Here is a 23454-nt window from a genome sequence, read left to right as displayed (position 1 = left end):
GAAGTTTTGCCTCAGACTTCCTTCAGATTCCACCTCGCGCTGGACACCCTTGTCATAAGCTAACACTTCCCACTGTAAAGGCGTGTTCGGGACTTACACCCTAGAGTTATTGCCCATGCTGGGCACACCAAATAGCAAAGGCTCGAAAATTCCGAGCCTTTGCTATTTTATTCTTCCTTTCTTAAATTAATCGTAAACTAATTTATTATGAATCATACTGTAATTATACTGCTGTATAAAAGTTTTGAGAGTATGCTCTAGCGAATCTTTTAACTTGTTATCAGGTAGTAAATCTTTTTTTAAGAATTTATCATGCTTGAGATCGAAAATAGAAGTTGGCTTTTCACCATCGTGTGTCATATAATAATTTCCTTGGAAAAGATTGTATACCCCACCTATATTATTGACTACAAAATTATTCTGTTGATTTGCGAATGCATCAAATCCAAATGAAAAATAAGGTTTTGGGTAATTCAAATAATTCAATACAGTTGGCAAAATATCTATTTGTTGCACTAATTTGTCTGACAATCCCTTTAAATTACCACCCGGATTATAAAATACAATAGGTATTGCAAATGAATTGGGAGCAGTTTGGTATTCGGGCAAATGGCTCACCGTTGCGTGATCTGCACATATCACAAATAATGTGTTATTAAACCATGGCGATTTGGCTGCTTTATCAAAAAATTGTTTTAATGCATAATCCGAATACCCAACTGGTTCATGAACCTCTAGAGGTCCTTTCGGGAATTGTCCTTTATATTTTTCAGGAATTTTGAATGGATGATGAGATGACAAAGAAAAAAATCCAGCAAAAAATGGTTGTGGCAGATCATCAATTTTATCTGCCATAAACTGCATAAAAGGCTCGTCCCAAATACCCCAAATCCCATCAAAATCCGCTTCGTTATTATATTCGTTCTTGCCGAAATAATGGTTTATTCCCGCCAATTGCGTGTAAGCTGAGAAGCCCATACTTCCATTAGGAGCACCATGAAAAAATGCAGTTTCGTAGCCTTCATCACCTAATAATTTGGCAAGACTTGTTGTTTTATTACCTGAGTAAATAGAGAGAACAAAAGGTTCACCAACTGAAGGAATACCCGTTATAACCGAAGGTAACGCATCTATCGACTTGCGACCATTCGCGTATGAACGTGTAAACGTGTAAGACTCTCCTATCAAAGAATCCAAAAATGGCGTATACCCTTTGTAAGTTCCATTATTAATATCCTTATTGAGCGCTCCAACATGTTCCTTTCCAAAACTTTCTAAAATTAACACCACAACATTTAGCTTTTTAAATTCTGTGCTGTCTTTTGGATGATGTATTACTGGATATATTTTTTCTAATTCTTTGTCCGAAAAGTAATGTACTTCTTTGAGCGAAATTGCTTTCAGCGTTTTCAGAATACTGAAAGGTGTGTTCAACACAATATTCATTTCTTCAGGATTTCTCACATAATCTCCAGCGTTACTCAACGTAATAGGTCGCGTGCTGTGCGCCCACCCTCCCCGAACTCCACCAATGAATAAGAATATAGTGAATAAAAAAGCTATAAATTGAACTCCATAAAATAACCAGCTTACTTTTTGAACTTTAACTAAACTAACCGAATTGTATACTTTAAATAAAAAGAATATAAAAAGCACAAAAAGTATAAGTAAATACCAGTATCCAATTAGAAAATCAAAGCTTAGTTTAAACAAATTTTCCTCGTTAGCAAATTGCCCAAATACAGTTCCTGTGGTTCTTTTAAGTGTGAAGGGATAATATGCGTAATCAACTAAATTTAATGCTATGCCAATTGAATTAGTTGCTACAAAAACCCATTTACAAACTTTTTGATAAGCAATAGCATACTTAAAAGGAAAAGGTATACTCTGCAACAAAATGTAAATTATATTCAAATAAAGAATAGCGACAGTATCAAACTTAACGCCTCCCCACATCATGAGTAGTAATTCAGAATTACTCACTTGCGGAAACATGGATTTATTAAAAACATAAAATCCATAACGCAATCCCGCATAGATCACGAGAACAATTACAAATTGAATAAACAATAAAAGTAATGTATTCGAAACACCCTTTAATTGAATCTGCTTCATTTTAATATTGCTGAAAGTCTTTAAAAACATATTGATAATAACCTTTGGCGATTCGTATCAAGCTATCTTTTTGCAATTGAGTATTAAGTCCTTGATCAAAAGACACTTTTGCACCTTGCACATCGTACGAAATAGCTTCACTGTTTGTCACGATACCTAATGTTGTATTGGAATTATAAAAGGCATAATTTGGTCGGTTAGTTGAAAATAGATCTATAGAATACTTAAAAGGCGAAGGTTTATCACTCACAAAATTCCAAAGTGTGGTCGCTAAATCAGTTTGACTAACCACGTGTTTGATTTGCTGCCCTCTCCACTCATCTTTCAAAGCCTCACCAAACATAAACAGTGGAATATGGTAACGATCCGGATGTTGCAACCCAAATTTTTCGCTAGGATAAACAGAACCATGATCCGACAAAACAACGAAAAGTGTATTTTCATACCAGTTCTCCTTTTTCGCATGATTAACCATATCATTTACAACCGAATCGGTATAGTAAACCGTACTTCTGTATTTGTTAGCTTTCGTGTCACTTCCAAATTTATAATTTCCCTTTAAATCAAAAGGTTCATGATTTACAACTGTATAAAAGATTGAAAAAAATGGCTTCTCATCATCATTCAAATCCTGCAACATTCTATCCGCTACAACATGGTCATAAACACCCCATGAGACGCGCTCCGTTGCAAGATCAAAGCTATTATTGTCAACAACACGATCAACACCGTGCGATAGCATATAGGATTTGAAATTATAGAATTCCGACTGTCCGCCATGATAAAATGAAGTCGAATACCCTAACGAATCATACACCTGCATGATGGCTGGTAATCGCTCATGTTTGGAAATATATTTGATGATACTTTCAGATCCTTGAGCCGGAAAGCCACTGAATGTAGCAATCATCCCTTTGTCCGAACGGTCTGCTGCGGCATAAGCACGCGTAAAGGTGATTCCTTCATTCATCAGATTATTCATACCTGGAGCAATTTCTTTTTCTCCACCTAATGCCTCAAATACTTGTGCTACTATTCCTTCCAATAATATAACTACAACATTTGGCTTATTTGTATGTAATATCTGAGAAATACTATCTGGAGAAGCTTTAAAAATTGAATCGACTATACTGTCTGCCTCAGCGATATCCATAAAATTGTACGGATTTTTCACTCCACTTTTTGTCAAGTCTTTTAGAAATGCCCAATACGTATTGACAGCAGTATGATTTAAAGTCGAACTTTCAGAATAGTACGCCACACTAGGATTTAAATTTGCACGACCATATCCTCCTCGAATCATCGTAAAAATCACGCCCAAACCGAGTAAGAATACCAATACATTACCTCCAATAGTAAGTGGAACATATTTCGCATAGCTAGCCACGACTAAATGATAAAAGTAATGGGCAAACCCAAAAAAAACAAGTAATCCAATAACCACCTGAAACACAATAGACCAGTCCAATGAAGCCGTTACGCCTTGTGGTGTATCAACCGCCATGCCGATTGCACGTTTGCTGATTTTCTCTCCCCAAGATTGGTACAATGGAATATTTGAAACACTGATTGCTGCACATAAAAAAGTCGGTACCATCACATAACCTCTTAACCACCAACTTGATACAACTTCTCTTATAAAGAAATGCTGCACCATAAAAAATAGAAAAGGTAAAACAAACAGGTATCCCGCTAGTGACAAATCCAACTTATAACCAGCTACCGACGTGTCAAATAATGCCGAAATATAAGATTGCTCTATTTTATCTGAAACGGAAAACAGAAACAGCGCGCGATCAATCGCAGAAAGCAATAACCAATACGCCAATAAACTAAGGTAAAAAGTTACAGCAGAAAAGTAACCTAACTTTTTGTTCATACTCACTTCAAATGAAAAAGCAAAACTAAGTAATATTCTGTGTAAATATGTCGTTTAGCGGTAAGATATTAATGTAAGAATTAAAGGAATAATTGCTTTATTTCCGTATTTTTGTACTTCAATTTTTTGAACGAATTATTACAATGAGCATAGCAAAAACTTATAGCCCAAAAGAAGCAGAAGAAAAATGGTATTCTTACTGGATGGAAAACGGTTTTTTCCGTTCCACACCAGACGAGCGTGAACCCTACACAATTGTAATGCCTCCGCCAAACGTCACTGGAGTATTGCACATGGGGCACATGTTGAATAATACCATTCAAGATGTATTGATTCGTCGTGCACGTATGCAAGGTAAAAATGCATGTTGGGTGCCTGGTACTGACCACGCCTCTATTGCTACAGAAGCTAAAGTTGTTGCCATGTTGAAAGAGCAAGGAATTGATAAAAAATCGTTAACTCGTGAGGATTTCTTGAAACATGCATGGGAGTGGAAAGAGAAATACGGCGGTATCATCTTGAAGCAATTAGAAAAATTAGGTGCTTCATGTGATTGGGAACGTACTAAATTCACGATGGATCCTGATTTGTCAGAAGCGGTTATCGATACCTTCATAAAATTCTACAAAGACGGTTACATCTACCGTGGTGTGCGTATGGTGAATTGGGATCCACAAGGCAAAACTGCGCTTTCTGATGAAGAGGTAATTCGTAAAGAAGTAAATCAAAAATTATACTACATCCGATATAAAATCAAAGATTCGGATGAATATATCATTATAGCGACTACGCGTCCAGAAACGATTATGGCGGATTCAGCCATCTGTATCAACCCTAACGATGAGCGCTACCAACACCTTAAAGGTAAGAAAGTTATCATTCCTTTAGTTAACCGTGAAATTCCGATTATCGAGGACCAATATGTAGAAATGGAATTCGGTACAGGATGTTTGAAAGTAACACCTGCACACGATTTGAATGACTATGAATTAGGTCAAAAACACAATCTTGCGGTTATCGACATCCTAAATGATGACGGTACATTAAATGAGAAAGCAGAAATCTTAGTTGGCGAAGACCGTTTCATTGCACGTAAGAAGATAGCTAAATTATTAGAAGAAGTTGACCAAATCGAGAAAATCGAAGATTACAAATCTCAAGTTGGATTCTCAGAACGTACAGATGCGGCTATAGAACCAAAGCTATCTATGCAATGGTTCTGCAAAATGGAAGACATCGCTAAGCCTGCTTTATCTTACGTAGAAGATGGTACGATCAAATTAATTCCAGAAAAATTCTTTGCTTCGTACAAGCACTGGATGGAAAATGTGAAAGATTGGTGTATCTCTCGACAATTGTGGTGGGGACAACGTATTCCAGCTTGGTATAATGAGAACAACGAATGGGTTGTTGCTAAAACAGAAGGAGAAGCTGTAAAAGAATTCGAAGTGCAAGGTAAATCTACGGCAGCATTGCGTCAAGAAGACGACGTATTGGATACCTGGTTCTCTTCTGGCTTGTGGCCAATGTCTGTTTTCGACGGTGTACGTAACCCTGAAAACGAAGATTTTAAATACTACTACCCTACAAATGATTTAGTGACTGCGCCAGAAATTTTGTTCTTCTGGGTGGCACGTATGATTATTATGGGTCATGATTATACACAAAAACCTCCTTTCCGCAATGTATACTTAACAGGTATCGTGCGTGACAAGTTAGGTCGCAAGATGTCAAAATCATTGGGTAACTCCCCTGATCCTATCGAATTGATGGAACAATACGGAACGGACGGCGTACGTGTAGGAATGTTATTATCTTCTCCTGCCGGAAATGACTTGATGTTTGACGTTTCTTACTGTGAGCAGGGTCGTAATTTCGCCAACAAAATTTGGAATGCTTTCCGTTTGGTAAAAGGTTGGGAAACGAAAAATTCACCAGCAACTGAAGCACAAAAAACTGCTGCTGTTTGGTTCGAAAATCGTTTCAATCAAGCTGTAGTAGAGATTGACGAACACTTCGCAAATTACCGTTTATCTGATGCCTTGATGGCGACTTACAAGTTAATTTGGGATGATTTCTGTGCGTGGTATTTGGAATTAGTAAAGCCTGCTTACCAACAGCCAATCGAAGCGGAGACTTTAGAAACTGTAAAAGGTTTCTTCTTGAGGGTATTGGCTTTAGCACATCCATTTATGCCATTCTTGACTGAAGAATTGTATCATGATGAATTATTCGGATTACGTGAAGACAAAGATTGTATAATCGTAGCAGAATACCCTAAAGTAGCTGCTTTCGATGAGAAAATCATAAAAGAGTTTGCTACAGTACAACAGATTATTTCTGAAGTTCGTGCTGTTCGTAACTCAAAAGGTCTTTCTCCAAAAATTGCATTGCCTTTAGCGATTAGCAACACAGATATCGATTTTGCGAAATACGAAGAGTCAATTACTAAATTGGCAAATATTTCGGAATTGACTTTTGTACAAGAGAAAATAACTGGCGCATTGAGCTTCTTAGCTGGTAAGACAGAATGTTATGTTCAGTTAGCCGCTGATAATATCGATGTAGATGCAGAACGCGAGCGTATTACTAAAGAAATTGATTACTTAAAAGGATTCTTGATATCTGTAGATAAGAAATTATCCAACGAGCGCTTCGTACAAAATGCAAAACCAGAAATCATCGAAAACGAAAGAAACAAAAAAGCAGACGCTGAAGCTAAAATTCAAATCTTAGCAGAAAGCTTAGCGAATTTGGGATAATTTTGTTTAAAACGTTATGTCGACCGAAGAGAGACATCTAAACGTAAGATAATCTACAAAGTATATAAAGCCTCATCAAGTTTTTGGTGAGGCTTATTTTATTATAATTTATTCGTATTTTCACAATACTAAGACCATAATAAATGAGTAAAACTGTATCGACAAATAAAAATTCTGAAGAAAAGACAGAATTAAAAGAGTGTTTTATTATCACTCCAATAGGTTCTCCTGATTCTGAAATTTTCAAAAAAACAGAAGGTCTGATTAATTCAGTTTTGAAGCCAGTACTTAATGAACACGGATTCGAACCTCTCCCCGCGCATCATATTAGATAGCACAGGCTCAATAAATAAGCAGATTATCGAAAAAATTGTAAACTGTGAACTGGTTATTGCCAATTTGACAAGTGTAAATCCAAATGTAATGTATGAATTAGGTATTCGTCACTCTTTTGAAAAGAGAGTGATTACAGTTACCGAACATGGTACTAAACTGCCTTTTGATATCATAGACCAACGAACATTATTTTATAGTGATATATGCATGGTGTTGATAAATTTAAACCTGAATTATCAAAAGCTATAAAAAAATGTATTGAATAAAATGAAGATATTCAAAATATTAGCAATCCAATTTACGATGCTGTTAAACAAATTGCAGAAATTAAGAGCTTACCAGAAAAGAATAGAGATGCATTAGAAATTATATTAAATAAATTAAATGATTTTTCTTTTTTCAACAGAAACCTCCCTCCTAATAACTTTGAAGAAACTAACACTCAATCAATTTACTTCTTTTTATATTCAAATTCAATTGATCAAGTTAAATTACCTGCGGCACAATTACTTGAAAAAGAAAGGGTTATGCACAAATTTCTTTTTACCTGTGCAGAGCATTTTGTGGTTGAAACCTTAAATCTGGATGATATTGATTCAAAAATATTACTAAATAAATTAAAAATAATACCCGGAATAAAACACGCTGAAATAAGTTTTTTACCGTTCTAAGCTTCTATTTGTTAAAATAATTGTAATAAAACCACGACGATTTGTATTGAATACCAACAAAGCTTATATTTAAAACAAAAACAAATACTATGAATATATTGAAATCAGCTTTCTTGGCTTCAGCGATATTTGCTTCACAAGCTACATTTGCGCAATTCAAACAGACACCACTTCCGTACGCATTCAATGCATTAGAAGGTGCGATTGATGCACAAACAATGGAAATTCACTACGGCAAACATGCGGCAGCGTATACAACAAACTTAAATAAAGCTATCGCAGGAACTCCAACCGAAAAAGAAAGTATTGAGTCAATCCTTGGTTCGATTAGCAAACAATCTGCAGCAGTGCGTAATAATGGCGGTGGTCACTACAACCACGAATTATTCTGGTCTATATTAACCCCTAAAGTTGGAACAAAGCCATCTGCAAAATTAGAAAAAGCGATAAACGAAACTTTTGGATCAGTAGATGCTTTAAAAGAAAAAATCAATGCTGCTGGAGCTGCTCGTTTCGGTTCGGGATGGTCTTGGCTGTCCGTAGACAAATCTGGTAAATTATTCGTTTCTTCGACAGCAAATCAAGACAATCCATTGATGGATGTCGTGGAAGAAAAAGGCACCCCTATTTTAGGGCTTGATGTGTGGGAGCATGCTTATTATTTGCGCTACCAAAACAAACGTGCTGATTATTTAACTTCGATTTGGAACATCATCAATTGGGATGAAGTTTCAGCACGCTACGAAAAAGCTTTAAAGAAATAATATTACAAATATATTATCGTCATCGTAAGTTTGTAAGTAATTAGTTGGAAATGATCTATCAGAATTTAATTTTGTTTGGTTAACAGATCCAGCAGAGAGAGGGATTAAGACTTTTACTTGTCCTTGGTCAAAGAGACCCTTCGAAATGTTAGTCCCTCTCTCTCATTCTTATTGCGAACTTGGACAGTTCATTAGGCCTGTAGAGCCTGTTTTTACGATTGATAAGTCACGATAAGAACTGCTGTGATCCACTATTCAATACAAATATGGTAACAGGTATCGATTGTTCAAAGGATTATTTTGACATTGTAGTATTAAAAGAAGGTAAAGTAGGTTTCAAAAGCAGGTTTACAAACGACATAAAAGGCTTTATAGATATGCTTCCGCATATTTTGGATACCCATTTAGCGATGGAAGCCACAGGACCTTATTATTTCCAGCTGGCAAGATTTGTACATCATTCGGGAATACTCGTTTCGGTCGCAAACCCCTTGGTCATACGCCGGTTTGCACAGATGCGAATGTCCCGGGCAAAGACAAATCAGAAAGATGCTATGGTCATAGCAGAGTTTGCAAAAATGACTGTACCAAAGTTATGGGAACCGCCCACTGTGGAAATCCAGGCTATCCGCAACCTAGAGAGCTACCTTGAAGGATTAAAACAACGACGGCAGATGTTATCCAACCAGTTGCATGCATTTGAGGCAGCAGGCACAATAGATGAGCTATTATACAATGAAATAAAGGAGGAAGTGGAAAGCCATGATAAAAGAATTAAGAATAAAGAGCACCAGATTGCAGAATTGATACAGCAAAACTATGCAGAAATGGCCGCTAACCTCAAGAGCATACCAGGCATAGGACCAAGGAGTACCTCCATGCTCATTATCGCCACGGATGGCTTTGGGATGTTCGAGAACTATAAGCAGGTGATATCTTATTTCGGACTGGCACCAAGGATATATGAATCGGGCACAAGTGTGAAAGGAAAAGGCCATATCTGCAAAATGGGAATGGGGCAAATGAGAAAAGTGTTGTATATGGCTGCTACTTCTGCAATACGTTGCAATAAGGCTTGTAAAGAATTATACGAAAGACTGATGGCTAAAGGGAAACCTTATAAGGTAGCTCTGATAGCAGCTGTAAACAAGCTGATCAAGCAAGCCTTCGCTATAGCAAAATCAGTCAAGTCGTACACGGTACAGCTTATCTGAACAAAATATTATTTGGAAAAATTTTAAATTTTATTTGGATTTAAATACAGTTCATTTCGAACGAAACAGCGTGAAGTGAAAAATCTAAAATTTAGAAATTCCACCTTACCCATTCAATTGAAATGACGATTTCTTTTTGGTAACACTTCACCGAAAAATTCACCAATCTCGCCGACATTTATTCTTTGTACGCCTATTCCCTATCCCTTTCCATATTGTCAGCTGCTATCTTTGAATATAAATTTTAAACAAAGAACATTATGGCAACTAAAAGAATATTTTCAATCAACGGAGGCACAATCAATAACATGATCAAAGGTCTATTTTCAAACATCAATAATTCGAGATTTGTAGCTACATCAAAATCAGGAAATAATATTGTTAATCTTCCACTCCTACTCGTGATTATTGTAGCGATAATACTTCCTTTTACTTTAATTGCAGGTATTATTTTGGGATTAGTTTTTAAAATTAATATTTCGATAGAAAGAGATATCACAAAAGATACTAAATTATTAAATCCATAAAAAAACCGGATTTCAGTGTAATCCGGTTCAAATTTTAATAGAAATTATCTATTTAATTCTTTCGAAATAAGGTAATCGAGTTAAGGGAACATCCAATCTATATGTTTTTCCACCTTTATAAATTTTGCCCAAGTCATCTTTCCACTTGTATCCTTTAGGTAATTTAACTTCTCGCTCTAATTTATTATCCACAACTGGAGCTACTAAATATTTTTCACCTAAGTACATGACAAAAACTATAATAGACTGATGTATAATTCATTGAATCCGGATAATAAACACTCTGCAATATAATCAAGGCCGTATTTGAATATTGACACGGCTTTTCTTTGATGTTTCTTGATTTTAATGGGTCGAATCTGGTCATGAATATAATCACCAACTTTGTAGCACCACAGGCATGCTATCATCGTAAGCATGAACAATTTTTCAAGGCCCTCCAAGTCAGTGACATGGGTATCTTCTATATTGAACCCGCTAGATTTCATAAATTTGAATAGTGTCTCGATATTCCAACGCCGCCTATAATATTCCAGTGCCTGCTGTGGTTTATTGAATGATACCAGTATTAAAAATTCAACTTTTCCATCGATCACAGTTTTAGTAGCTGATAGGTAACATAATTGACCGTGCATTTCTACAATATGCTGGTAATGTCTGAATTTCCTACTATTAAGGTTGTTAAACAAGTGCCATACCGTTATTTCTTTTTGTTTTCTAGGCAAGAACACCTTAAAGTTATTCCGGATTCTGATATGATACCGGATGCTATGTTCATTTAAGAATCCTAACCATTTCTCTCCGATAAATTCACGATCAGCTAATATACAGTCAATAGAATCCAGTCCAAACCAATCGATGAAATTCTGGACCAATGTAATTCGTTCCTGTGAATTAGAGTTCCCTCGCTTGTCCAGCATCTTAAACATGATTGGAATGGCAACAGACTTATAACTGATACCCAACATGAGTATATTGATGTTTTGCTGTCCAAATTTCCAGTTTGTCCTATACATGACTAGAATAACGGGGTTATTGTTTTGTAAAAGATTGAATATAAGTGTACTGATAAGTCGCATTGGCAGATCCACTTGCGCCATGAAGCGCGGGATTCTCCTAAAACAACTGCTGGCAGCGGATGGAGAATCAAATCCTGCAGACAATTTGGAATAGTTTACTGACTTAACTTTGCATAGAGCAGTTATAAAAAGACAGACCAGGCGGATCCTGGAAAGATTGAGATCCTTACTTAGATGGGGTGTAAATACGGTTAATAAATCCGTACATTTATCGCACTGACTGGCATTCGTGTTTAAGGACATTACGTTGAAAATAATTACTTAACATGCTGAATATCAGTCTTTTATCCAAATTTATTACGAAATAATTACCTGATAATTAGGTGGTTATATTTTTTGTCATGTGCTAAAATTTTTCACCTCACATGAATTGATCAGTAACTGTAGCAAAACCTTCAGCAGGAAAAGAATATTCCATATGCCTTAGGATCGGTTCGCCAGTTTTAGAAGATTGTTTTCCCGCTTCTAGTATGTAATCGCCAAATTTTTCATGCAATAATGCACATTGACGTACTAATTCTAGATTCTCACTATTTAGAATACGCCATGGAGCTACAGAGTATTGCATCATTGGCATCAATGCATGCACCTGAGCTGAACGTACAATTAAAGATTGGTCGAAATCCTCTGCTTTTTTGTTCAAAAATGTCGTAAACTCTCCTCCACCAATCATATCAGGGCAAGTGTATGCATACCCCAACAATCCAGTTGCAATCATATCGGGGATTAAGGTACGAACCGAATTCCACGAATACGTTTTATCCCCCAAACGTTGTACAAGGGGCTGTCCCCCCATTTTCCATCCCGCTCTATATTCATTAAATGGAAACTCTAACCCCAATCTAGCCCAAGCCAATGTATGATCAACTGATAGTGCATTCTTATCATAACTGTCCAGCAAATTCTCATCATAAAATGCATTATCACCAGCATCAAATTTGAATCCGTCGATTCCATAATCTGCTTGCATTTTTTTCAAAATGGTAACGAAATGATTAAAAGCAGCTGGATTTGTCAAATCATAACATGCTGATTGACCATTCCACCAATTTAGAATTGCAGGCTCATCCTTGCCTTTCTTCTTTATTAAATAACCTTTTTGGGCTAATTCACGATATCCAGGACTATCAGGACTTAAAAAAGGACATATCCACAACATCACTTTGAAACCTTGAGAATGGAGCTTTTGAACCATACCTTTTGGATCTGGAAATCTTTCAGCTCTAAAATCAAAATTTCCGTAATAGCGTTGCTAGTTATCGTCAATCATCAAGACTCCAGTCGGAAAGTTGTTGTCCAAAATATCTTTCGTATATTTTAGGATATCATCTTGATTTTGGTTATACATCAACTCTATCCATGTATTATATTGTGGTTTTGTAAAAAATTCTTCTGCTGGAAGAACTCCTGATGCAGGAAAATATTTTGCACTAGCTGCTAAGTAAGCCGACTTTAAGGTATTACCTTCTTGTTGGATTTTTAATTCTTCGAAATCAGATTTTGACACAATTTTTTCTGTAGTTACAGAAAATTTAAATGGTGTATCACTCCAAATATATCTTCCCCTGTTCGACACAAACAAAGGCACGACTTGATTATTGGAATTTTCCCTTGCCAAATCATATTCCTTGGCGGCTTTTAAATAAGGCATACTCGCGCCCTGTGCTACTACGCCACCCCACAAGTATTCATCTTGCCCAATAGATAGTTCCACAGTATAGGGTTTCTGTGAATAAGCCAAATGAATACCAGCTAGTAAGACGAATAGACTTAATATTAATTTAATTCTCATAATTGTTTATAGTTTAGTTGGTTTATTTTTTTACAGCATAGTACATTTTCTTTACTAATGTAATGATGACAACTACAATTAAGCCCATACCAAATCCAATCAACATTTCTTTCAAAGTGCTGTTCCAAGTTGGTAATATATGATGAAAATAATCTATATTATGTACAAAAATGCCCCCCGCAACCATCAACAAAGCAATAGTCCCAACAACAGAAAGAATTTTGATCACTACTGGAAGAGATCTCACCAATAGCCTTCCAAGAGCAGCCAAAAAACCTTCATTGCGAGTACGCTTAATTAATTTATATCCTGCATCATCCATACGAACAATCAGTGCAACAATACCATATACACCCACCGTTGCTAATAACGCAACCACAGATACAGTCATTATCTGAACAGATAATGGACGATCCAGAACTGTAGCTAAAGCTATAATCACAATTTCTACAGATAAGATAAAGTCTGTCGTAATTGCAGATTTTACTTTAGATTTCTCCAAGTCTTCATTGGATTGGACTGATTCCACTATGACTTCCGCTCCCCTTTTTTTACGATGAAAAATAAATTCCACAATTTTTTCTACCCCTTCATATGCCAAATACAATCCACCGATAATCAGAATTACTTTAATAGCTATTGGAAAAAAGACTTGTAATAGAAAAACTACTGGAATAATAATTACTTTATTAATAAAGGAACCTTTCGTAATTGCCCAAAGAACAGGTATTTCTCTTGAAGAGAGAAATCCAGTTGCTTTCTCTGCATTTACAGCAAGATCATCCCCCAATATCCCTGCTGTTTTACGCGTAGCTATCTTACTTGCAACTGCTACGTCATCCATTAATGCGGCAATGTCATCTAACACTGCGAAAATCCCTGAAGCCATTTATGTTTTTTTAAGTTTAGGTGGTAAAAATATAAATTTTGGCGAAAACACAGCGCAAGTAAAAGAAAAAACATTTTATAACTGTCGTATGTTCTTTACTAAACGGAATTAGATATGACATATACAAACTTTAAGAAATTACACCACGAATCTGAGTTACTGATTTTAGGAAATGTATGGGACGCACAGTCTGCAAAAATTGCCCAAGAAGCTGGTTTTAAAGCATTGGGCAGCTCAAGCCACGCTATTGCCAATGCTATGGGATACGAAGATGGAGAACAAATAACAGTTGATGAGATCTTGTTCGTAGTCGAGCGTATAGTAAAAGCAGTTAATATTCCAATATCTGTGGATTTTGAATCGGGCTATTCGGATAATCCGGATGAGGTAGCTAAAAATGTTAAAAGATTAGTGGATATTGGAGTTGTTGGGATAAACCTTGAAGATGGGCAAGTTAAAGATGGGAAACGTATATTGGGAGATGCAGAGGTGCATAAGCAAAAAATCGAGGCTATAAAATCATTAACAAAGAATATATTTATCAATGCGCGTACTGACACATACACAACGAAACACGCTACAGCACTTGAAGAATCTATTAAACGTATAAATAGCTACACGCAAGCTGGCGCAGATGGAAGCTTTGTCCCACTGATAGAATCAGTTGATGATATTGAGACCTTCTTGAAGCAGACATCTATACCACTCAATGTTTTTTTAACAGATAACCTTCCATCTATAGAAAGACTTAATGAATTGGGTGTTAAAAGATTGAGTCATGGTGCGAAAATCTACGAATGGCTAATCAAACAAAACACGAAAATCTTTCAAGAATTTATAAACAATCCGAAATTACCAAAGTAATTTGTAGAAAGCACTATTATAAAAAATGGTGCTTTTTTATATTATCACGGAATAGGCCATGATCTCGATGTTTGTTTATGTAGGATAGATTGGATTTGCTCGGCGTACTAGAGATACCCATATGACTCATGTTACCTGTAGTACTACCCAGACCATTAGAAATATCACGAACGGAATCAGCAGAGGATAAATGGCAGAAAAGCATACTCACAAAGTGTGTCCAACTATTGATCCCTTTGTGATGTTTGTCGGACTGATATTGTTGAACCAATTTGTTAAAAATATTGCGATCTACAAGCCCTAAAATCTGAGAAAATACGTTTATATTTACCATGGCGGTTGAGTAATTTTAGCGAATTAAATATAGCAATCCTTGATATATAAATCCACCGCCATTTTTCCAATTATTTAGGACGGTACTGAAAAACAATACTAAAAATAGTTTGATATATTTGCAATAAAAGAACAAAATGATAGTTACAGATGTATAGTATAGACAACAAGACCTACCCATACCATACAAGCTTGACAATGAAATACATAGGTGGCAAGTAAAAAGCAGTAATACTCATCCATTTATTCGAAAAAAAAGGTATAGTGAGCTACGAAAAGAATGTCGGGTTATCACAGAACGAACATTAAGTCTGCAGCTCAAGGAAATGGAAGAAGATGGTTTAATAAAGCGAACAGTTTACACCTCAAAGCCGCCACTGAAAGTGGAATATGAATTGACCGAATTTGGCAAAACATTAATTCCGATTTTGCAATCCATAGCAGATTGGGGTAAACAAACAGCAGAAAATAACGATAAAATAAAAAGTCATTTTGTATAGAATCAATAGAGTCCTTTTCTAAATGAAATACTCATCTATGCTATATTTGTAATTAAAATGTATAGTTTTTAGACTTTTATCATCAAAAAGTCAAACTGAATTTAACGCTTTCTTGATATTCAAAATAAGTGTTTTCTTTGTATCAGAATTTTTGAACAAATTACACAAAAAGTCAAAAGTTTTGATTCAGATAAGTCATGAGCTATTACATACAAAGAACTATATTATTAATTTTAGGGATATCATTTAGCCTAATTTCGGTTGCACAATCATTTGTTATCAAAGGTAATGTCAGTGATAAGGATACCAAAGAACCTATCGAATTTGCAACCATTGCTATTGTCGGGAGTACGCATGCTACCAAAACGGATGAATTGGGTAATTTTGAATTTTCTATTCCAAATCGAAATGTTAATGTACGAGTGTCTTACGTAGGGTATCCTTCACAGGATTTAGATTTATCTTCAGGTAAGAGTAATTTTAATATAGAATTATCTTCCGAAAATCAAATCGCTGAAGTGGTTATAAAACGTCCAAAACTTAAATATTCCAATAAAAACAATCCTGCAGTTGAGTTAATTAGAAAAGTGATTGCTAATCGTGATCAAAATAGATTAATGGGGCAAGACTTTGTGGAATTCGAACAATATGAAAAAATTTCACTTGGTCTTAGCAATCTATCCCCAAAATTTGTAGGAAGAAAAGCCTTTAAAAATTATCAATTTTTATTTCAAAAACAATCAGACTCCACTTCTACGTATGTTCTTCCAGCATTTATGGAAGAGAAAGTTTCAAAAGTTTATTATAGAAACGACCCAAAGAAAACAAAAAAATATATTATTGCGGAGCAAAAGGCAGAATTTGATCCAAAATTTATAGATAACGAAGGTTTGTCTAACTATTTCAACAAGCTGTATGATAAAGTTGATATCTATGACAATAATATCACCTTATTGACGAATCAATTCCTTAGTCCAATTGCAAATAGTGCCCCTACATTCTACCGATTTTATATCACGGACACCATAAAAACTACTACACCCTTTCTCGTGGAATTGAGTTTCTTTCCGCGTAGCAAGACGGACTTCCTTTTTCAAGGAAAATTGTATGTGACCTTAGATGGTCAATATGCGGTTCAAAGTGCTAAGATGAAAGTTAATGAAGATATTAATCTTAATTTTGTCCGTGATTTGAATATTGAATTGTCTTTTGAGAAGGATAATATCAATAAGTATTACCTAAGCAGAAGTGCACTTGGGATTGATTTTGCATTGACTGGTAAAGGAACTGGAATTCAAGGAAATCGGGAAGTTTTTTATAAGGACTATGTCAATGGAAAATCTAGACCCGATTCATTATACGCAGGTGCAGAAGTAGAAAAAGTCATTGCTAAGCCTACAATGCCTAATCAAAGGCAATATTGGTCGGGTTTGCGTCAAGCCCCTTTGTCAAAGCAAGAGATTTCCATTTATCAGAATATCGATTCACTGCAAACAATGCCTTCTTTCAGAAGATTTATGGACGTGGCTGCTTTAGTTCTTTCTGGATACAAACAAGCAGGCCCAGTAGAAATAGGTCCAGTAAATACTTTTTACAGTTACAATCCTATTGAAGGCTTACGTCTACGAATCGGTGGGCGCACTACAGAACAGTTGAGCACTCGATTTTTCTCAGAAGCATATGCTGCATACGGTTTAGAAGACAAAAAATGGAAGTATTTTTTGAGTGGAACTTATTCTCTAAACAATAAGTCTGTGTATAAATTTCCACAGCATTACATTCGTGCTTCTTACCAACATGACACAAAAATTCCTGGTCAAAACCTAGAATTTATTCAAGAGGATAATGTGTTACTTTCTTTCAAACGTGGTGAAAACAGAAGTTATTTGTACAATGACATCTATAAATTGGAGTACAAGGCTGAATTTCAGAACAATTTCTCAATCAATGCGGGCTTAACAAAGTGGAAACAAAATCCAGCAGGAGTTATTCGTTATCAAATTATTCCAGAGGTTGGAGACCCTACTACGATACATCAATTAAATACTACTGAAGCTTCTATTGGATTTAGATGGGCGCCAAAGGAGCAATTTTACCAAGGTAAATTGTATCGCACACCTATTTACAATAAGTACCCAATTTTCACCTTTAACTATACAGCGGGCATTAAAGGTTTTTTGGAAGGAGAATACAATTACCATAATTTGACGGCTGGAGCCTTCAAGCGTGTTTACTTATCACAATTTGGCTACGCGGATGTGAATTTAGACGGAACTTATGTTTTAGGTGATAAAATTCCGTATCCATTGTTAACATTACACCGCGCAAATCAAACATACGCTTATCAATTGCAATCGTATAATTTGATGAATTTTATGGAATTTATTTCTGACCATCACGCCGCACTAAATGTGCAATATTATATGAATGGCTTTATTTTAAACAAATTACCACTCATCAAAAAATTACAACTACGCGAAGTATTTAGTTTCAAAGGAATTTACGGCGGTTTGCGTGACGAAAATAACCCAAGTATTAACAAAGATTTGTTTGCTTGGCAACGCAATTCTGACGATGAAATATCTTCTTTCACATTTGGAAACAAACCATACATGGAGGCAAGTGTGGGTCTGGCGAATATTTTCAAAGTTTTACGCGTAGATTATGTGCAACGCCTCAACTACCGCGACCATCCGAATGTTTCTAATTCAGGAATTCGCGCCAGAATTAAAGTAGATTTTTAGTTTAATGTTTTAAATAGTTAGCTAGATGCTCTCAATTGAGGGGCATAAAGCTGAAAGTGCGAAGCTTCGACTTCGCACTTTTTATTTAAAATAAAAATGGAATATTCACTCCTGAATATTCCATTTAATAATAGTTAAGATAAAAACCCTTATTCTGCCTTAGAATTCAAATTCGTATCAGCCAGTCCAGTCAGTGTTTTATCACATTTCTTTTCTTCTTTCAACGTTTCTAATAATAATTTTAAAGCCTCTTTATGACCTAAAACTTTCGCAAAAGCAGCTAGCGTGCCGTATGTAGCAATTTCATAATGTTCGACTTTTTGTGCAGCAGCGATGATTCCTGCGTCACGTACGGCGCCTATTTCGGTTTCTTCGATTATACCCTTTCCTTCATCCAACAATCCCGCCATCGCATCACACTTTTCTGCTTGGGCTTTTTTGCCTAGAGATTTGAAAACCGATTCCAACCTTTTAATTTGCTCTTCTGTCTCCGTCAAATGGCTTGCTATAGCATTTTTAAGTTCTTTTGAACTTGCGTTTTTTTCCATTTTAGGAAGTTCCTTTTTCAACGCTTTTTCAGCCCAATAAATGTCTTTTAATCCATCTTCAAATAAGTCTTGTAAATCCTTCGCAGCCCCTTTCTTGGCTGTAACTTTACTTGAATCTGCAGATTTGCTTTTAGGAGCTGTATCATTTTTCTTAGTTGTAGATTTTTTATTACTAGATTTTTTTGAATCTGCAGGTTTGTTTTTCGCTGTTGTACCTTTTTTATCTTTTGTGGTCGCCATAATTAGATATATTAGTGTGTATAATAGCTTTACAACAAAAAAATAGATATAATGTTTTCCTTTAGATTAACGCGCTAATAAACTCAATTCTTCCGAATTATACATATTGGCACCTTTTAGGTATTTGTAGATTATATCCTTTGTTGCTTCATCTTTCAATTTATGCAGGTTTGAAACTAAATAATCCTTATCCTGCTCAATATTGTCTTTGTACCCCAAAAAGTCAGGTATATGATATTGAATGCATAGACGAATAAAGCGAAGTTCTGTATTGTTAGGGTCGATTTTTATTTGGCTTTCCAGGAGTTTTCTACCATCTTTAAAATAACTCATTTTTTTAAATGGATTAGCGGTATGCTTTGCCATGAACATATTGAAAGCCGCTTCATAGCCTTTTTCTAAAGGTGTTTTGGAATGGGCTTTTAACTTTTGTAAATGCTTTTTACAAAGGTTTTCATCTTTAACACCTTTATTAAAGTCTTTACGTACGTCCTGGAGATTTATAGTTTGTGCATCCGCCGTGCTTAGCATCAAAAACATAACCAGAGTTACAAAAAATTTACCCATAATTTATACTCTTTATAATTTTTTACATTTCAATATTTACAAAAAATAAGCCAATTTTGAGGATACTACAATTAAATTATTTTCTTTTAATTATTTTATTAACCTTTGGTATAGAATATTAGTGATTTCTGCTGTCAATGCAACATTGCCGTCTTTATATGTCGGCACACACCCATTCGTAATAACTACTATTCCATATTTCTCTTTCGGGTTAAAAAACATCGAACTATACAAGCCATAAGCTGAGCCCGTGTGTCCAACTAAATGTTGTCCTGATATTAATTTTGTTGTTTCTAACAATGCTAAACCATAACCTTCTTTATCCGAGATTTTGGTTTGCATTATTTTAGCTGATTTTTTACTTAAGATTTTAACTTTACCAAACTTCCCGTAATTCATGTGCATAGTCATGTATTTCGCTAAATCTACAGCGGAAATTTTCATTCCTCCTGTTGGAGAAAAAATAGGTGTACTCTCCCCTATTTTGTAATTGCGCACTTCCTCACTTCGCGGATTGTAAGCCAAAGGTTGTAGTACAAATGTTTCATTCTTATTATCGTAAGAATATAAAGAAGCAAATCGAGCATTATCCAGTGAATCGATGCAATACCCGCCGTATAACCCCAATGGATCTAATATCTGCTGGCGAATGTAGGTATCAAACCGAACATTGGTTAACCTTTCCAACACTGCTCCAGCCATGTTGAAGTTCAAATTACAATATTGGTAATCAGTTCCAGGAGCGTAAGAATTATAGCTTTTGTGGTAATCTGGATTTTTAGTAGGGTTAATCACATCCAACTCAAAATAACCATTTGCATCGTTGATGCTTGACGTATGCGATAATACCATACGTAACGTAATTTTGGTATCCGGAAATTTTGGATTACGCACAGGAAATCCGACCAAATCACCAAAATCATCATCCAAAGAAATTTTCTTTTTTTCTACTATTTGCATCAATGCCGTAGCAGTGAAAGACTTTGAAATAGAAGCAATACGAAAGATATTCTTATCCGCATGTAATGGAGTATTATTCTCCACCGAACTATACCCTATTGCATTTTTCTCGATTATTTTACCATCCTTTACAACCACATAAGCGACCCCGACCGCTTTATATTGATCAGCGATTTTTTGGACTTCAGTTTTCAGACTTTGACCAAATAGCATTGTATTACTCACAAGAATAGTCAAACAACAACAAATAATGTTTTTCATTTTAATAGATAGTATTTAGGTGAATTTTAATGTCAAACGAAGCGCATATCCAATTACAATAGCAATTACAAAACTTGCCAATGTCCCCAACAAGATATACTCCGTAAATTTAGTGTCTTTTGCGTTTGCTAAATCACCAAACCTGAAAATTGATTTGGCTGCTAGCAAAAATCCAATTCCTGATAAGAATCCTACTTGTATGAATAATACGATTATTAGGCGTTCTATTATGCCGATTAATAATCCTGCATGCAACAAACTTTCTTTGCGTTTGGTTTGAAATTCAAACTCTTTATCCCATTTAGAGAAAAATAAGCGTAGAAAAATTGGACTCACTACTGTAATTAGTAATAGTGCTATAGCGTAGAGCAGAACGCTTGTGGTAAAAATAAGATCTAAATCCAATGTAGCAGGAATTCCAAAATTATATAATACCACAGCTCCTAATACCGCAACATGCAACAATTGATCTACACAAAAAAACAACAGTGATTTATTCGCAAATTTACTTTCTAACCCAATTTTCAGACTGTCAATAGCTAAATGCGAAAACGTAATAAATGCGATTGATATCCAGTAGTTTTTTAGGTCGGTATAAAATAACAACAATAGCAGAATGGCATGGATGAGGACGTGCAAAAATAAATAAGCTACATTTTCTTTGCGCTTACTGACCATAGTTTTTGTCTGAAATACAAAATCTCCCAATATGTGCGCAAATAGTAATTTTAGAAATACGACTAACATCTTTTAATCAATTCTTTGGTACAATAATCAATCGTGACTTTTATTTTTTGCCAATTCGCATTTCCCAATTCCGTGCTAATTTGACTCTGGTATTTTCTTTTCAATATATTAGCAAGCTCACTTTGGTTTGCATCAGGATTTCTAATCTGTGCGGCTACAGTTTGTGCCATATTTTGCGTCCAGCGATTAGCTAGTTCAGTGGCCAATTGCAACATTATATTTGTCGGTTCATCCCATTCTCGCCAAGGCGATCTGACATTAATTAAGTTTTTGTCCAAATCATCAAATGCTTCACCCGATCTGACCAACGCATCGCCGGCCGAATTTTTGATATGTTCATCCCAATAGCTTATCTCTCCTAGCCCCAAACCTATCCGCACATCTAAAGGTTCTATTGAACGCATAGTTGCCTTTATCAAAAAAATAGCCTCTATACACTGCTCTATAGAAACCGCGACTTGGAAACTATCTCCTCTAAAAATATCAAAATTATTTGAATAATGTTGCAGACTCTCTTCTAAAACAGGCAACCATTTTTGTATGTCTGCTTTACGTGAACCAACCACATCTCCTGTCAAGATTGCATATATCTTTGCCATAACATTTTCTTTAACAACCATAAATATCGCTAAATAAAGTGATATTCGCAAATATCATTAATATCAATGATATTTATATTTATCATTAATATCGGTGATAATCAAAACATATTGGATGATTAATTGTCTAAAGAAATAACTAACTTGACAAGATAGCAGTTCAAGAAATTATAAACACAACACGAGAAGAATGAAAAATTTTAAAGCTGATAAAAATTTCAGGCTAAAGCATTATCCAACCAAAATTGATGATATCGATTCGGATAAGGCGAAAAAAGAACTCAAAGAGTTACGAAAAGAAATTGCCAAAATCCAAGATACAATGTATGCACACAACAAGTACAGTGTGCTCATCTGCCTTCAAGGAATGGATACTTCCGGAAAAGATTCGCTGATACGTGAAGTTTTCAAAGACTTTAATGCAAGAGGTGTAGTCGTTCATAGTTTCAAAACACCGACCAGCAAAGAATTGCAACATGATTATTTGTGGCGGCATTATGTGGCCTTGCCCGAACGTGGCAAATTCGGTGTTTTCAACCGCACACATTATGAAAATGTATTAGTTACTCGCGTGCACCCCGAATATTTGCAAAATGAAAATTTACCAAAAGTCAGCGACAGCAAAGATTTAAAGTCCTCATTTTGGAAAGATCGTTTTAATCAAATAAAAGCGTTTGAAAAGCATATTAGCCAAAATGGAACTATAATTCTAAAGTTCTATTTAAATTTAAGCAAAGAGGAGCAAAAGGAAAGATTGCTTCGTCGATTGGAAGAAGAAGATCATAATTGGAAATTCTCGCCAGGAGATCTTGCGGAGCGAAAATTATGGGATAAGTATATGGATTGTTATGAAGATGCTATCAAAAACACATCTACGACGTATGCACCTTGGCATATAATTCCAGCTGACGATAAAAAAGTAGCACGCTATTTAGTAGCTAAAACAATATTGGAAGAACTAAAAAAATATAAAGACATTAGTTACCCCGAGTTGCCAGATGACATTGAAAAACATATCGCAAGTTATCGAGATGAATTAGAAAATGAAGTATAAGAGTTGTAG

The 23454-nt window shown here is 35.4% G+C and carries 21 protein-coding genes and 1 pseudogene; 9 read left to right on the top strand and 13 right to left on the bottom strand.

What is annotated here, in order from left to right; genetic code table 11:
• Positions 1-186: 186 nt before the first annotated feature.
• Both FLS47_RS06550 and FLS47_RS06545 read right to left on the bottom strand, forming a co-directional pair.
• Positions 187-2115 (bottom strand): LTA synthase family protein, encoded by a 1929-nt coding sequence (locus tag FLS47_RS06550; protein ID WP_149913578.1) that lies wholly within the window; start codon positions 2113-2115, stop codon positions 187-189.
• Position 2116: 1 nt separating this feature from the next.
• Complete coding sequence (locus tag FLS47_RS06545) at positions 2117-3994, bottom strand: LTA synthase family protein (protein WP_149913577.1); 1878 nt, start codon at positions 3992-3994, stop codon at positions 2117-2119.
• Between the two features lie 143 nt (positions 3995-4137).
• Between FLS47_RS06545 and FLS47_RS06540 the strand changes: the two genes are divergently transcribed.
• The 5 genes from FLS47_RS06540 to FLS47_RS06520 all read left to right on the top strand — a co-directional run bounded on the left by FLS47_RS06540 (position 4138) and on the right by FLS47_RS06520 (position 10268).
• Complete coding sequence (locus tag FLS47_RS06540) at positions 4138-6756, top strand: valine--tRNA ligase (RefSeq protein WP_149913576.1); 2619 nt, start codon at positions 4138-4140, stop codon at positions 6754-6756.
• Positions 6757-7047: 291 nt separating this feature from the next.
• Positions 7048-7341 (top strand): hypothetical protein, encoded by a 294-nt coding sequence (locus tag FLS47_RS06535; RefSeq protein ID WP_149913575.1) that lies wholly within the window; start codon positions 7048-7050, stop codon positions 7339-7341.
• A gap of 511 nt (positions 7342-7852) precedes the next feature.
• Complete coding sequence (locus FLS47_RS06530) at positions 7853-8527, top strand: superoxide dismutase (protein WP_149913574.1); 675 nt, start codon at positions 7853-7855, stop codon at positions 8525-8527.
• A 266-nt stretch (positions 8528-8793) separates the two neighbouring features.
• Positions 8794-9741 carry an IS110 family RNA-guided transposase gene (locus FLS47_RS06525; protein WP_149913573.1) on the top strand — a complete coding sequence of 316 codons (948 nt, stop codon included), beginning with the start codon at positions 8794-8796 and terminating at the stop codon, positions 9739-9741.
• Positions 9742-10001: 260 nt separating this feature from the next.
• Positions 10002-10268, top strand: a complete 267-nt coding sequence (locus tag FLS47_RS06520; protein ID WP_149913572.1) for a DUF4342 domain-containing protein — start codon at positions 10002-10004, stop codon at positions 10266-10268.
• Between the two features lie 48 nt (positions 10269-10316).
• On the opposite strand, the gene FLS47_RS06515 is transcribed toward FLS47_RS06520, so the two are convergent.
• The 5 genes and pseudogenes from FLS47_RS06515 to FLS47_RS06500 form a co-directional block, all read right to left on the bottom strand.
• The gene (locus tag FLS47_RS06515; protein WP_149913571.1) at positions 10317-10496 is read right to left on the bottom strand and encodes a hypothetical protein; all 180 of its coding nucleotides are present in this window, start codon (positions 10494-10496) and stop codon (positions 10317-10319) included.
• Positions 10497-10504: 8 nt separating this feature from the next.
• Positions 10505-11590: an IS4 family transposase gene (locus FLS47_RS06510; protein ID WP_149913570.1), complete on the bottom strand. Its 1086-nt coding sequence runs from the start codon at positions 11588-11590 to the stop codon at positions 10505-10507.
• A gap of 118 nt (positions 11591-11708) precedes the next feature.
• Positions 11709-12578, bottom strand: a pseudogene (locus FLS47_RS18455) (glycoside hydrolase family 31 protein); the annotation flags it as partial.
• 21 nt (positions 12579-12599) lie between these two features.
• Entirely contained in the window at positions 12600-13139 is a 540-nt protein-coding gene (locus tag FLS47_RS18450; RefSeq protein ID WP_223225161.1) for a hypothetical protein, read from the bottom strand.
• Between the two features lie 22 nt (positions 13140-13161).
• Positions 13162-14028: a DUF808 domain-containing protein gene (locus FLS47_RS06500; RefSeq protein ID WP_149913569.1), complete on the bottom strand. Its 867-nt coding sequence runs from the start codon at positions 14026-14028 to the stop codon at positions 13162-13164.
• A 114-nt stretch (positions 14029-14142) separates the two neighbouring features.
• Between FLS47_RS06500 and FLS47_RS06495 the strand changes: the two genes are divergently transcribed.
• On the top strand, positions 14143-14892 hold the full coding sequence (locus tag FLS47_RS06495) for an isocitrate lyase/PEP mutase family protein (RefSeq protein ID WP_149913568.1): 750 nt from the start codon (positions 14143-14145) through the stop codon (positions 14890-14892).
• Between the two features lie 16 nt (positions 14893-14908).
• Here FLS47_RS06495 and FLS47_RS06490 read toward each other — a convergent pair whose 3' ends face one another.
• Positions 14909-15226, bottom strand: coding sequence for a DUF4372 domain-containing protein (locus FLS47_RS06490; protein ID WP_149913567.1), 318 nt, complete (start codon positions 15224-15226; stop codon positions 14909-14911).
• A gap of 178 nt (positions 15227-15404) precedes the next feature.
• Here FLS47_RS06490 and FLS47_RS06485 point away from each other — a divergent pair, with 178 nt between their 5' ends.
• Both FLS47_RS06485 and FLS47_RS06480 read left to right on the top strand, forming a co-directional pair.
• Positions 15405-15725, top strand: coding sequence for a winged helix-turn-helix transcriptional regulator (locus FLS47_RS06485; protein ID WP_317131682.1), 321 nt, complete (start codon positions 15405-15407; stop codon positions 15723-15725).
• Between the two features lie 197 nt (positions 15726-15922).
• Entirely contained in the window at positions 15923-18469 is a 2547-nt protein-coding gene (locus FLS47_RS06480; RefSeq protein ID WP_149913566.1) for a DUF5686 and carboxypeptidase-like regulatory domain-containing protein, read from the top strand.
• Positions 18470-18618: 149 nt separating this feature from the next.
• Here the strand turns inward: FLS47_RS06480 and FLS47_RS06475 are convergent, their stop codons facing one another.
• The 5 genes from FLS47_RS06475 to FLS47_RS06455 all read right to left on the bottom strand — a co-directional run bounded on the left by FLS47_RS06475 (position 18619) and on the right by FLS47_RS06455 (position 22391).
• Positions 18619-19257 (bottom strand): YciE/YciF ferroxidase family protein, encoded by a 639-nt coding sequence (locus tag FLS47_RS06475; RefSeq protein WP_149913565.1) that lies wholly within the window; start codon positions 19255-19257, stop codon positions 18619-18621.
• 66 nt (positions 19258-19323) lie between these two features.
• The gene (locus FLS47_RS06470; RefSeq protein ID WP_149913564.1) at positions 19324-19824 is read right to left on the bottom strand and encodes a hypothetical protein; all 501 of its coding nucleotides are present in this window, start codon (positions 19822-19824) and stop codon (positions 19324-19326) included.
• Between the two features lie 90 nt (positions 19825-19914).
• Entirely contained in the window at positions 19915-21045 is a 1131-nt protein-coding gene (locus tag FLS47_RS06465; RefSeq protein ID WP_149913563.1) for a serine hydrolase domain-containing protein, read from the bottom strand.
• 15 nt (positions 21046-21060) lie between these two features.
• Positions 21061-21792: a DUF3307 domain-containing protein gene (locus FLS47_RS06460; protein ID WP_149913562.1), complete on the bottom strand. Its 732-nt coding sequence runs from the start codon at positions 21790-21792 to the stop codon at positions 21061-21063.
• Positions 21786-22391, bottom strand: coding sequence for a hypothetical protein (locus FLS47_RS06455; RefSeq protein ID WP_223225160.1), 606 nt, complete (start codon positions 22389-22391; stop codon positions 21786-21788). The genes FLS47_RS06460 and FLS47_RS06455 overlap by 7 nt, the downstream gene beginning before the upstream one ends.
• A 190-nt stretch (positions 22392-22581) precedes the next feature.
• Between FLS47_RS06455 and FLS47_RS06450 the strand changes: the two genes are divergently transcribed.
• On the top strand, positions 22582-23445 hold the full coding sequence (locus FLS47_RS06450; RefSeq protein ID WP_149913560.1) for a PPK2 family polyphosphate kinase: 864 nt from the start codon (positions 22582-22584) through the stop codon (positions 23443-23445).
• The last annotated feature ends 9 nt before the right edge of the window (positions 23446-23454 follow it).

The sequence above is a fragment of the Sphingobacterium cavernae genome, assembly GCF_008520265.1.
Classification (GTDB): Bacteria; Bacteroidota; Bacteroidia; order Sphingobacteriales; family Sphingobacteriaceae; genus Sphingobacterium; species Sphingobacterium cavernae.
The sequence above is the reverse complement of the archived record's forward strand: the minus strand, read 5'-3'. Positions and strand labels throughout refer to the sequence as shown.